12 protein-coding genes are annotated in these 12,247 nt (G+C 38.9%); 11 read left to right on the top strand and 1 reads right to left on the bottom strand.

The annotated features are described in order from the left end of the window. Window positions 1-230: 230 nt before the first annotated feature. From MKX47_RS11760 to MKX47_RS11730, 6 genes are all read left to right on the top strand, one after another. Entirely contained in the window at window positions 231-575 is a 345-nt protein-coding gene (locus MKX47_RS11760) for a hypothetical protein (protein ID WP_340774322.1), read from the top strand. Between the two features lie 11 nt (window positions 576-586). Continuing rightward, on the top strand, window positions 587-1,180 hold the full coding sequence (locus MKX47_RS11755; RefSeq protein WP_340774320.1) for a hypothetical protein: 594 nt from the start codon (window positions 587-589) through the stop codon (window positions 1,178-1,180). A gap of 447 nt (window positions 1,181-1,627) precedes the next feature. After that, a complete protein-coding gene (locus MKX47_RS11750) occupies window positions 1,628-1,960 on the top strand; it encodes a hypothetical protein (protein WP_340774317.1) in 333 nt (110 codons plus the stop codon). A 7-nt stretch (window positions 1,961-1,967) separates the two neighbouring features. After that, window positions 1,968-2,531, top strand: coding sequence for a hypothetical protein (locus MKX47_RS11745; RefSeq protein ID WP_340774316.1), 564 nt, complete (start codon window positions 1,968-1,970; stop codon window positions 2,529-2,531). A 668-nt stretch (window positions 2,532-3,199) separates the two neighbouring features. Further along, window positions 3,200-4,771 (top strand): DUF342 domain-containing protein, encoded by a 1,572-nt coding sequence (locus tag MKX47_RS11735; RefSeq protein ID WP_340774314.1) that lies wholly within the window; start codon window positions 3,200-3,202, stop codon window positions 4,769-4,771. Beyond that, a complete protein-coding gene (locus MKX47_RS11730) occupies window positions 4,771-5,487 on the top strand; it encodes a glycerophosphodiester phosphodiesterase (protein ID WP_340774312.1) in 717 nt (238 codons plus the stop codon). Before MKX47_RS11735 ends, MKX47_RS11730 begins: the two co-directional genes overlap by 1 nt. A 62-nt stretch (window positions 5,488-5,549) precedes the next feature. On the opposite strand, the gene MKX47_RS11725 is transcribed toward MKX47_RS11730, so the two are convergent. After that, window positions 5,550-5,786, bottom strand: a complete 237-nt coding sequence (locus MKX47_RS11725; protein ID WP_241368933.1) for a DUF2627 domain-containing protein — start codon at window positions 5,784-5,786, stop codon at window positions 5,550-5,552. A gap of 373 nt (window positions 5,787-6,159) precedes the next feature. Here MKX47_RS11725 and MKX47_RS11720 point away from each other — a divergent pair, with 373 nt between their 5' ends. The 5 genes from MKX47_RS11720 (at window position 6,160) to MKX47_RS11700 (ending at window position 12,171) form a co-directional block, all read left to right on the top strand. Next, a complete protein-coding gene (locus MKX47_RS11720; RefSeq protein WP_340774306.1) occupies window positions 6,160-7,254 on the top strand; it encodes a Glu/Leu/Phe/Val family dehydrogenase in 1,095 nt (364 codons plus the stop codon). 33 nt (window positions 7,255-7,287) lie between these two features. Beyond that, window positions 7,288-8,697 (top strand): dihydrolipoyl dehydrogenase, encoded by a 1,410-nt coding sequence (lpdA, locus tag MKX47_RS11715; protein ID WP_340774303.1) that lies wholly within the window; start codon window positions 7,288-7,290, stop codon window positions 8,695-8,697. 19 nt (window positions 8,698-8,716) lie between these two features. Then, entirely contained in the window at window positions 8,717-9,727 is a 1,011-nt protein-coding gene (locus tag MKX47_RS11710) for a thiamine pyrophosphate-dependent dehydrogenase E1 component subunit alpha (RefSeq protein ID WP_340774300.1), read from the top strand. Then, window positions 9,727-10,710, top strand: coding sequence for an alpha-ketoacid dehydrogenase subunit beta (locus MKX47_RS11705; RefSeq protein WP_340774298.1), 984 nt, complete (start codon window positions 9,727-9,729; stop codon window positions 10,708-10,710). Before MKX47_RS11710 ends, MKX47_RS11705 begins: the two co-directional genes overlap by 1 nt. 150 nt (window positions 10,711-10,860) lie before the next feature. Next, window positions 10,861-12,171 carry a dihydrolipoamide acetyltransferase family protein gene (locus MKX47_RS11700; protein WP_340774295.1) on the top strand — a complete coding sequence of 437 codons (1,311 nt, stop codon included), beginning with the start codon at window positions 10,861-10,863 and terminating at the stop codon, window positions 12,169-12,171. Window positions 12,172-12,247: the final 76 nt, after the last annotated feature.

The raw sequence follows: 12,247 nt of genomic DNA, 5'->3' as shown, positions 1-12,247 counted from the left end.
TATATTTTTAGCCATTTATATGCAAGAAGTTTATAGTTTCTAATTTTTGATAATTGGATAAACGTTGTTATATCAATGATGTATAAAAAATGTATATACTAAAAGTAGAGTAAATTTACAAACGTTGATATAACAACAACTTCGTAAAAATCTAGTTTACATAACCTATGTTATAGGAAGTTAAAAACGTATATTAATACATTAAATATACAATGAGGAGTGATAAGATTATGAATAATATGCAACGCTTACAGATGGAAATTAAGGGCATAACCTTCACAGATACGGAATTATCTATCTATTTAGCCGAGAGTGGATTGAATCCTACTGATAGTTATGTTCCTACTTCCAATGTAAATAAGAGAGCAATATATAGTACGGCTCTATCTGTGCTGGAATCATTGGCTAACAATCCTGAAATGATGAAAAATATTAAAGTAGATGATATGACCGTATCAGAATTCCATGAAAATCTAATGAAGAGAATTGACCAATTAGAAGATAAGATTCGGAATATGCCTAATACTGATATGGATAATGGTATGGATACTTCTATATTCATGCTATATATGTAGGGGGAATCTATATGAATCTATTTAGCGATACATTGTTACGTGACACTGTACAGTATATGAGTAAGCCGATCACTCTTAATCCTGATTCAGAATTCGAGTACATGGTACAAGGCTTCACAACCAATGCAACGTTAAGTCCTAACTCCTCCTATCATCTACACGCAGCCAATGAGTTCAAGCGCGGTGATGTGCTAATGCTTACAGATAACGACTACTATATTGTAACGGGTGACGTAGTATTTGAACGTGGTGCTAAATATAAGGCAATTTTAGATTACTGTAACTACGAAAATGTGATTATTGAAAAGGTAAAAACAGATGAAATCGTAGGAAGACAACCTAATGGTGCGCCAATTTATAAAACTGAAAATAAAATTGTAGGTTTATTCGTTGGCGTATTTCGTCATAGAGAAGTTTCTATTGCTAATAATCAAATTATCACAGTAGCCAATACAGAAACAATTTTAACATTGAAAGATACGCCAAAAGCAAGAGAAACCTATGCAATTAATAAGGTATTTACTTTTGATAATGTAGAATGGACAGTAAGAGAAGTAATGACTACTAAAATAGGATTATTAGAACTAAGATTAATGAGTGTGTAACGTCACAGGATACTCTACAAGATGTTCTAATAGATAGTACGATAAATAATAACGTCATGAATAATCTAATGTACCTAAAATCAATTGGAATTAATGTTTAATAGGATGCTAATATTAGTAAAATGAAAATTAGAATAGTCAAAAATGGGAGTTGTAAATTTGCAATTCCTATTATTCTAATTCTGTGAGTAAGCGCGGTACAGTGAGTAGCCGTATATTTGATTGATTTATAGAGAAATTATGATAAAAATTGATGAATATTATGGATAGAAATATAGTCATGATGATTTCTGTATAAATTAATTGACGATTAGATAGAGCGATACCCCAACTTTTAAAAAAATTTTTCTACCTTACTAAATTACACACGCACAGAAAAAATATTGTATTCCCTTTTATGTATATAATTGGTAGAATTGTACTGATAATAAATTAGGGGTGTATGTTATGAGTGTAAATCAAATACAGGATAAAAGTAGTGTTCAGAGTGAAGTAGTTCATGTAAAAGAAAGTTCAAAAAAATCTACTCTTTATAGTATCTTAGCATTCTTGGGATTTATAGGGGTTACTGCTTCTATAGTAATGGGATTTTATAAAATGTTAGTGTATGAAAATCCAGATAGTTATTTATTAGATAGCAAGAATGTTCATGTAGGTGGGGATGCATATAATTATATCATCAATGGTACTCACACTACTGCATATTTCGTTTTAGCATTAGTGTGTATGGTGTTTACCTGTACTATGCTTGTACTGAATGAAATGAATACAAAAGGTTGAATGTAAAATGAAAAATAAGACATTACTAATATCTGTTATTATTATGTTTATTGTGGCAGTTGGGGTAAGTGGTTTTGCAATTTTAAAGTTTAAAAATAATTCTAAGTCTCATGAAATAGCCTATTCAAATTCTTTAGAAAATGATTTATCCGAATATCCTACAGGAGTTCAATTAGGTTATATTACACCTGAATTTTTCGATTCATTTAGTGAGACGTTAAATAGATATTTGAATTTTGAAGATGAAATAAAATTTATTAATACAGCATATACAAATAAATCAGATGAACAAAAGATTGAAGAGTATATACAACTTTATAGAGATGAAATAGTATATTTGAATGGTCTTTCATATACTATTTCTACACCAGCAGAAAGAGAAATTGAAAATTATTATTCTTCTGTGCTATATCATAGGGAACAATGGTGTAATTATAAGATTAAATATTTTACTAGTAAGGACAAAGTATTCAAAGAATTAGCAAGTGATGAGTTTGATTCTATGCAACAAGATATGTTAACTGTAATGGATATTTTAAAGAAATATCAAATTGAACATTTTATGGAGTAAAGGAGAGCAGAGATGCTCTCTTTTTTTATTCAATTAGTAGTTGAAATATCACCCATATTCCTTTACAATAGATGGAACACAGGGATTTATTTACCGATAAACCCTACATCGTAAACCAATAAATAACTATTTGCTTTAGTTAGTTAAAGTCCTCGTAAACCCTTATATACCAACGTTCTACACCGTGCACCATATGAAGTCAAAGCCGACGAATAGCGAGTTCATTGCCATGATTGCGGACAAGATTCGTATTGAAATGGTAGCGAGTTAACGACATTTTTTGGGAAAGATGTTTATCCTTTATCATGTAGGGGTATTATGACTTAAGTAAGACAAATCTTATTCTTAGTTTTTACCTCCTTTCTTAGAATGATATGAATACAGCCATATTATTCTGTTTAGTGCCTTGTTTTTACGGGGCACTCTTTTTTTGTCCTTTCAATTGCGAAGTACATAGTATCTGTCATTTAAAGCGCAATGCACTGAATTACCTATTAATTATAAAATACGATTATTAAATGAATTTATACAGGGGGGCAAAGGTATGGGGTGTCCGCTACTTTTGCATTATTTTTGTATGGGGGACAAAAAACTGACAAGTTCGACTAATATTTAGCTAAACAAAACCCTAATATTTGTATATACTATAAGGTATGGGAGGGATCTGTGTGGCTATATTTGAGAATCAGTTTTTTGAAGTGTCAGAAAAAAATGACAAGGTTTATATAAAAACTGTAAAAACCGGATTTATGTTAAAAGATTTTGATACGATTGTACGCCTTAATCCTCGCATTAAACTTACAAATTTTGCAGTTCTGAAACAAGTGCTAAATGAAGTCACGCCAAATCCAGTAGAAATAGGTACATGGTTACCATCCGTTACATTAGAAGTATCACGCGATAAAATGTCTGCTTCACTATTTGTTTATGAAACAATGGATTCTATTCGTTCGAATCCGCAGCAATTCCAACAAACTGTACAAAAGCTCTTAAAGGAGCAAAATGTGGTTTATGGAATTCAAGATATTAAATTTGAAACAATGGTAAGCGGTAAAGCCATATTAATTGCACAAGGAACGCCACCAGTAAAAGGTGAAGATGCGAAGGTGACGTACTTAAATATTCCTGAACGTAAACCAGTAATCCGCGAAGATGGCAAAGCAGACTATTATGATATGAACTTCATCTTTGAAATTGAAGAAGGGGCATGGCTAGGCGAAAAAATTCATGCTCAACCTGGTATTCCTGGTACGAATGTATACGGAGAGTCAATAGCTGCACAACGCGGCCGCGATATTCCAATTAAATATGACCGCAAATCTGCCTACGAAAGTGAAGAAGATGGAAAAACGGTCATACGCTCTAAAATAAATGGTGTACTAGAAGATCACAAAGGCGTAGTTAGCGTTAATTATCATTTACCGGTAAATGGCGATGTGGGCGTTCAGACAGGTAATATCGACTTTAATGGCTCTATTTCAATACGTGGTACCGTGCAGGCAGGTTTTTCTGTAGTTGCAAAGGGTGATATTTCGATTGAAGGTCCTGAAGGTGTATCAGGGGCTAAGCTCATTAAATCAATCGATGGAGATATCTTCATTCGCGGAGGTATTTTTGGCCTAGGTGAAACACGAGTGGAAGCGGGCGGAAATATTTTCGTAAAGCATGTGAATGAGGCAAATTTGGTAGCTGGTGGAGAAGTAAGTATCGGATTTTATGCATTAGGTTCTAATATTCAAGCACATTCGATATTAGTGGATGAGCGAAAAGGTAAGATTATTGGGGGTACAGCGATTGCCAAAAGTACAATCGTGTCAGCTATAACAGGCAATCGTTTAGAGCGAAAGACCGAATTAATCATCAATAGTGTGAACAAGACAGATGGACTTGAGTTAATTCAATCAAAGGCAGCGCTCTTAAAATCAATGCAAGAAGATATTTTACAGCTAGAATCACAAATCAACCGTATAATGCCGGTTGTGAATAATTTAACGAAGCCACAAGTCGCAGCGTTGGAACAAACGAAGCTAAAATTAGCGGCTAATAAAGAATCGGCAGCGAGCTTGGATCGTGAAATCAAACAATTGATGACTGATTTACGCAGTGTAGGTAAAGAAGAAATCAATGTGACAAAAGAAGCGCATCCTGGTACATATCTTCAAATCGGCAAAAAGTCGACAATGTTAACGAACATGACGAATGGTCGATTCTTACTTGAATTCGGAGAGTTGAATGTATAATGAAAGCGATTCCAGTTTTTGCACATCGTGGTGCATCTAATAGTTGTTTAGAAAATACGTTTGCAGCGTTTAAAAAGGCGCAAAGCATGGGCGCAGATGGCATTGAATTAGATATCCAGATTTCAAAGGATGGGATATTAGTAGTATTTCATGATTTGGATTTAAAGCGATTGGCTGGAAAAAGACGAAATGTGTCCGATTGTTCTTTTAAAGAATTGCAAAGCTATAAGCTCGGAAAACGATTTACACGACGCTTTTTTGGACATTCGATTGAATCGTTTCAAACGGTTCTGGATTGGGCGAATGAACAGCAAATGCCCTTGAATATTGAATTGAAGCAGTCTTTACTAATGAATGAAGCGGCATTCCGTCAATTTTTAGTAGCGATGCAAGTACCGAAAAATAGTCATTTTTCATCGTTTCATGAAAGATTATTAAGGATTGTCAAAGAAGTACGACCAGAAATGGAAACGGCTTATATTATTACGAAAAAATTTGATTGGACGACAATTAAGAAACCATCCTTTTTTGATACCATTCATGCCCATAAAAGATATTATAAGCGCCACTATTTGAACAATTGTGAAGAGGCCGCAATGGGGATACGCTTCTATGGCATTGTGGGGAACGAACCCTTCTTGAAAAATCCGCACCCAGCAGTAAAGGGATGGATTACCGATTTTCCGGATAAAGTTCAGAAAGCGCAACTAAACTAACAAAAAGACGCGAATGAATCCTTCATCGGCGTCTTTTTTATGGCGTATATGCTATTTGAAAATTATTTGTTTTGCCAACGATCGGCAACTTTTCCGCGCTTGCGGTCTCGATGAAGTAAAAACCCTGCAAAAAATAAAAAAGAAACGGCAAAGAAAATAACCCCAACGACAAATTGAACCCAAATCCAAGGGAATGGTGAAATTAATATTCCGAAAAGTGTATCTCGCATAAATTTAATGCCCGCAGCCATGAGAATTGCAGGAATTACGAGAACAATAAAAGCAGCCATTCGTGCCATATACATATCCCTCCACTAAATAAAGCAACATTAATTTAACAATACCAATAATTACTGTCAATTGTATACATAAAAAAGTTGTATTTGAATAAGACAATATGACGAATCTGCGACATTTTATTTTTTTGGAATAATAAATATCGAGAAAAATAGAATCCGTGTAAGCTTATCATCTACGTAATAATCGATTGATTTTTCTGAATTTTCGAACTTGATGAAAAAGGGAGAATAATAGTTGCAACATGATGAATTTGAAAGTATTGTAAATTTAAAGACAAAAATTATTCACATTTAAGTTTTTGTTGAACGTTAGGCAGAATAAATTATAAAACACGAGAAAGTAAGCGCTTTCTTGAAAAAGGAGTAGAGTGTAATGGAATTATTCAAGTACATGCAAAAATATGATTATGAGCAGCTCGTTTTTTGCCAAGATGAGGCTTCAGGTTTAAAGGCAATCATTGCAATTCACGATACAACACTAGGTCCAGCACTAGGTGGTTCACGCATGTGGACATATGCTTCTGAGGAAGATGCGATTGAAGATGCACTTCGATTAGCTCGTGGGATGACATATAAAAATGCCGCTGCCGGTTTAAATTTAGGGGGCGGGAAGACGGTCATCATCGGTGATCCGTTTAAAGATAAAAATGAAGAAATGTTCCGTGCATTAGGTCGCTTTATCCAAGGCTTAAATGGACGCTATATTACAGCAGAGGATGTCGGTACGAGTGTTTCGGATATGGATTTAATTCATGAAGAAACCAACTATGTAACAGGAATTTCGCCAGCATTCGGAAGCTCGGGTAATCCTTCACCAGTAACAGCATATGGCGTTTTTTTAGGAATGAAGGCCGCAGCGAAGGAAGCATTTGGTGATGATAATTTAGGCGGACGTAAAATTGCAGTACAAGGTCTTGGGAATGTCGCATATACATTATGTGAGTACCTACACAAGGAAGGGGCTCGCTTAGTCGTAACAGACATCAATCAAGCTGCAATCGACCGCGTAGTCAATGATTTTGGCGCAAGAGCGGTTTTACCAGACGAAATTTATGAGCAAGAGGTTGATATTTTTGCCCCATGTGCATTAGGTGCAATTATTAACGATACAACGATTCCAAAGTTGAAAGCAAGGGTCATCGCAGGCTCGGCTAATAATCAACTAGCCGAATCAAAGCATGGACTGGTTTTGCATGAAATGGGTATCGTCTATGCACCCGATTATGTCATTAATGCGGGCGGTGTCATTAACGTAGCGGATGAATTATATGGCTACAATCGCGAACGAGCAATGAAACGAGTGGAAACGATTTATACGAGCTTAGAAAAGATTTTTGCTATCTCAAAGGAGCAAGATATACCAACTTACTTAGCCGCAAATCATTTGGCAGAGGAAAGAATTGCGCGAGTTGCGAAAACGCGCAGTACATTCCTGCAAAATGAAAAAAATATTTTAAACGGTCGTTAAAGAAACAGAATTAGTTCACAAGGGGTGCTGCACATGGCGAAGGAATATGATGTTGTCATTTTAGGCGGGGGAACAGGTGGCTATGTAGCGGCAATACGTGCTGCACAGCTCGGCTTAAAAACGGCCATTGTCGAAAAAAATAAGCTAGGTGGTACATGCTTACATGCAGGCTGTATTCCGACAAAGGCGTTACTACGTAGTGCGGAAGTGTATGTACAATCCAAAAAAGCACTGGATTTTGGGATAGAAGTTCAAGGGGTAACACTGCAATTTGATCGCATTCAGCAACGAAAAGAGCAGGTCGTCAATCAACTTTATAAAGGTGTTCAGCATCTGATGAAAAAGGGCAAAATCGATGTATTTGGTGGCTATGGTCGAATTTTAGGACCGTCTATATTTTCACCAATGCCGGGCACGATTTCTGTAGAGATGTCGGATGGCTCCGAAAACGAGATGCTCATCCCGAAAAATGTCATTATTGCTACCGGTTCAAGACCGCGCCATTTAGCTGGTTTAAAGGTTGATGGGGAGAAGGTCTTTACATCCGATGAGTTTTTGACATTAGAGCAATTACCAAAATCCGTCGTCATTATTGGTGGTGGTGTCATTGGGGTGGAATGGGCTTCGATGCTCATCGATTTTGAGGTGGATGTGACCATTTTAGAAGCAGGGAATCGCTTAATTCCAACAGAGGATGAAGCCATCTCAGACGAAATGTATAAGCAATTGACAAAGCGCGGCGTGAGCATTCATTTCAATGTACAGCTCGATCCATCAACAGTACAAGTAGCGGAACAAGTATCGATTCCGCTTGAAGGCAATACGATTGAGGCGCAGGCTGTATTATTATCGGTTGGCCGTGTTGCGAATACTGAAAATATCGGCATTGAAAATACCGAAATCGAGTTAGAAAATGGCTCGATTCTCGTCAATGAAAGCTTCCAAACAAAGGAAAGTCATATTTACGCGATCGGGGACGTCATTGGTGGGATGCAATTAGCGCATGTCGCTTCTCATGAGGGGATTCGAGCGGTTGAGCATATTGTAGGAACGCATTTAATGCCGATAGAATACGCAAAGATTGCGCGTGGCGTATACAGTTCCCCTGAGGTTGCAAGTGTTGGGTTAACAGAGGCACAGGCACATCAACAGGGCTATCAAGTAACAACAGCGACATTTCCTTTTAAAGCGATTGGAAAAGCGATTGTTTACGGCGAATCAGAAGGCTTTGTAAAGGTGATCGTGGATGAACTATCGAATGATGTAATTGGCGTTCATTTAATTGGACCACATGCGACAGATTTAATTTCAGAAGCGGCATTAGGATTATTTTTAAATGCGTCACCATGGGAGTTTGGGCAAATGGTGCATTTACATCCAAGTTTGAGTGAGGTCATTGGAGAAGCGGCACTAGCAATTGAAGGGAAGGCCATTCATTTTTAGTCGATTGGGGGTTTGTATTATGACAGAACAACAATTAATGCATGAACAGCTAGGATTAACAAATGAAGACGTCATCAAAATGTATGAAACGATGCTGCTAGCGCGGCGCATTGACGAGCGTATGTGGCTATTAAATCGCGCTGGAAAAATTCCGTTTGTTATTTCCTGTCAGGGGCAAGAGGCAGCACAGGTTGGCGCGGCATTTGCACTAGATCATACAAAGGACTATATTGCACCGTATTATCGTGATATGGGGGTCGTGCTCCATTTTGGAATGACTGCACAGGATTTAATGCTTTCAGCGTTTGCCAAAGCAGAGGACCCAAACTCTGGTGGACGCCAAATGCCGGGACATTTCGGGCAAAAGAAAAACCGGATTTTAACGGGCTCTTCTCCGGTAACGACACAGGTTCCACATGCGGTAGGGGTTGCTTTGGCAGGCAAGATGCAAAAAAAGGATTTTATTACGTTTGTAACGCTTGGGGAAGGCTCGTCCAATCAGGGAGATTTTCATGAAGGTGCGAACTTTGCAGGGGTTCATAAGCTTCCGGTAATTATTATGGTTGAAAATAACCAATACGCGATTTCTGTTCCAGTGGAGCGTCAGTTAGGCTGTGCAAAGGTGTCTGACCGAGCAATTGGTTACGGCATGCCTGGTGTGACAGTAGACGGGAAAAATCCACTCGAAGTATATAAAGTGGTAAAGGAAGCGGCAGACCGTGCTCGAAATGGCGAGGGCCCCTCTTTAATTGAGACGGTGACCTATCGTTTGACAGCCCATTCCTCTGATGATGACGACCGCCAATATCGAACAGCAGAAGACATCGCGGAAGGAAAAGCAAAGGATCCGATCTTGCTTTTCGAAAACTATTTAAAAGAACGCGGTATTGTAGATGACGCGTTCATTGAACAATTAAATGATCACGTCATGCAAGTCATCAATGAAGCGACAGAGTATGCAGAAAATGCTCCGTATGCCTCACCAGAACATGCCCTTAAGTTTGTCTATGCGGAAGGAGAAGATGCGTAATGCCAGTAATTTCTTATATTGATGCAATTAATCTTGCCATGAAAGAAGAAATGGAACGTGATGACCGCGTCTTCGTACTGGGAGAGGATGTTGGCTTAAAGGGCGGTGTGTTTAAAGCGACTACCGGATTATACGACCAATTCGGCGAACAGCGTGTGCTCGATACACCACTTGCGGAAAGTGCAATTGCAGGTGTAGCAATTGGTGCGGCAATGTATGGCATGCGTCCGATTGCTGAAATGCAGTTTGCGGATTTTATCATGCCGGCTGTGAACCAAATTGTTTCGGAAGCGGCGAAAATCCGCTATCGTTCAAATAATGATTGGAGCTGTCCACTAGTGGTACGCGCGCCTTTTGGTGGGGGAATTCACGGTGCTTTGTATCATTCGCAATCGGTTGAAGCGTTATTTGCAGGGACACCCGGCTTAAAAATTGTCATTCCATCAACACCATATGATGCAAAAGGCTTGTTAAAGGCAGCGATTCGCGATCCTGATCCCGTGCTGTTTTTTGAGCATAAGCGTGCCTATCGCTTGATTAAGGGTGAGGTACCGACGGATGATTACACATTGCCGATTGGAGTGGCCGATGTGAAGCGTGAGGGCGATGATGTTACGGTCATTACGTATGGCTTGGCGGTTCACTTTGCATTGCAGGCGGCGGATCGTTTAGCGAAGGACGGTATTGAAACACATATTTTAGATTTACGCACCGTGTACCCGTTAGATCAAGAAGCAATTATTGAAGCGGCGAAGAAAACGGGGAAAATTTTGCTCATTACGGAAGATAATAAAGAAGGCAGCATCATGAGTGAGGTCGCAGCGATTATCGCGGAACATTGCTTATTTGATTTAGATGCGCCGATTCAACGTCTAGCAGGACCAGACGTACCCGCAATGCCTTATGCTCCAACAATGGAAAAATATTTTATGATCAATCCTGATAAAGTGGAACGTGCGCTAAGAGAACTAGCTGCGTTCTGACTTGATTCAGCCTAGGCTGCATCAAGAATGCTCCCGGCGGATGTCACAGATTTTTAAAGGAGTTTTTCGAGCCTACTCGAAAAAATCTGGACACAATTACGCCGAGGCGTAATTGATATGTTTCCAGTAAATGATTGAGGAGGATCTACTATGACGATTCAAAACATCGCAATGCCGCAATTAGGCGAAAGTGTAACGGAAGGAAAAATCGAACGCTGGCTTGTCCAGGTTGGCGATACCGTGAATAAATATGACCCCCTAGCAGAAGTGACGACGGATAAAGTAAATGCCGAAATTCCTTCATCATTTGCAGGTGTCATTAAAGAGCTCATCGCAATCGAAGGGGAAACATTACCTGTGGGCGCGGTTGTTTGTACGATTGAAGTGGAGGGATCTGAGCTACCTCCTGCTCCAGCGGCAAAAAGTTCGAATGTCAGCTCAGCCATTTTAAATGCTGGCTTACAGCGCAAAGAGGAGCTGCCACCTACGAATACGGTAGAAAAACCAGTGAAGCCGGTGCGTACAGGCGGTCGGTATTCTCCGGCAGTAGCTGCACTGGCCTCTGAACATCAGGTGGATCTAACCCAAGTGACAGGCACTGGCGCGGATAATCGAATTACACGAAAAGATGTAGAAGCCTTTATTGCGGCAGGAAAACCAATGCAAACGCAGCAGCCAGTAACGCAACAGGAAGCCCCGGACAACACATTCGCTGTGCAAGACGCACCGAAGAAACTGGAATCCGTTGCGACTGCTACAGGGGATATCGAAATTCCGGTCACACAAGTGCGGAAAGCGATTGCGAAAAATATGCTAAAAAGTACACATGAAATTCCGCATGCTTGGATGATGATGGAAGTAGATGTGACAGAGCTTGTGGAATATCGTGATCGCATAAAAGATGAATTTAAGCAAAAGGAAGGCTTTAATTTAACCTACTTTGCCTTTTTCTTAAAAGCCGTTTCGCAAGCGCTTAAAGAATTCCCGATGATGAATTCTGTGTGGGCGGAGGATAAAATTATTCAAAAGAAAGATATTAATCTATCTATCGCCGTTGCGACGGATGATGCGCTATTCGTCCCGGTTATTAAAAATGTGGACGAAAAATCGATTAAGGGCATTGCCAAGGAAATTCATGAATATGCACAGATCGTTCGTCATGGAAAATTGAAATTAGAGCATATGCAGGGCGGTACGTTTACAGTTAATAATACGGGCTCATTTGGCTCAGTGCAGTCGATGGGGATTATCAATTATCCGCAAGCTGCTATTTTGCAGGTGGAAAGTATTGTAAAAAGACCTGTAATAGTACAGGGTAACATGATCGCACCTCGGTCAATCGTAAATTTATGTTTGTCATTAGATCATCGAATTTTAGATGGATTGATTTGTGGGAAATTCCTATCTCGAGTGAAAGAAATTCTCGAAAATGTCGATAAAGAGAAGATGTCAGTCTACTAAAATAGTTCCGAAAGCTTGTTAAATCAGGCTTTCGGAAATTTTTTTGCTTTATTGTCAGAACATTCTCGTGTAGAAT

This window comes from Solibacillus sp. FSL R7-0668, from assembly GCF_038006205.1.
Lineage (GTDB): Bacteria > Bacillota > Bacilli > Bacillales_A > Planococcaceae > Solibacillus.
The sequence above is the reverse complement of the archived record's forward strand: the minus strand, read 5'-3'. Positions and strand labels throughout refer to the sequence as shown.

Excerpts from the sequence above, each read along its gene's own strand:
- MKX47_RS11730 (WP_340774312.1), top strand. The coding sequence starts at position 4,771 with ATGAAAGCGATTCCAGTTTTTGCACATCGTGGTGCATCTAATAGTTGT.
- MKX47_RS11700 (WP_340774295.1), top strand. The coding sequence starts at position 10,861 with ATGACGATTCAAAACATCGCAATGCCGCAATTAGGCGAAAGTGTAACG.
- MKX47_RS11745 (WP_340774316.1), top strand. The coding sequence starts at position 1,968 with ATGAAAAATAAGACATTACTAATATCTGTTATTATTATGTTTATTGTG.
- lpdA (WP_340774303.1), top strand. The coding sequence starts at position 7,288 with ATGGCGAAGGAATATGATGTTGTCATTTTAGGCGGGGGAACAGGTGGC.
- MKX47_RS11750 (WP_340774317.1), top strand. The coding sequence starts at position 1,628 with ATGAGTGTAAATCAAATACAGGATAAAAGTAGTGTTCAGAGTGAAGTA.
- MKX47_RS11755 (WP_340774320.1), top strand. The coding sequence starts at position 587 with ATGAATCTATTTAGCGATACATTGTTACGTGACACTGTACAGTATATG.
- MKX47_RS11720 (WP_340774306.1), top strand. The coding sequence starts at position 6,160 with ATGGAATTATTCAAGTACATGCAAAAATATGATTATGAGCAGCTCGTT.
- MKX47_RS11760 (WP_340774322.1), top strand. The coding sequence starts at position 231 with ATGAATAATATGCAACGCTTACAGATGGAAATTAAGGGCATAACCTTC.
- MKX47_RS11710 (WP_340774300.1), top strand. The coding sequence starts at position 8,717 with ATGACAGAACAACAATTAATGCATGAACAGCTAGGATTAACAAATGAA.
- MKX47_RS11705 (WP_340774298.1), top strand. The coding sequence starts at position 9,727 with ATGCCAGTAATTTCTTATATTGATGCAATTAATCTTGCCATGAAAGAA.
- MKX47_RS11725 (WP_241368933.1), bottom strand. The coding sequence starts at position 5,786 with ATGGCACGAATGGCTGCTTTTATTGTTCTCGTAATTCCTGCAATTCTC.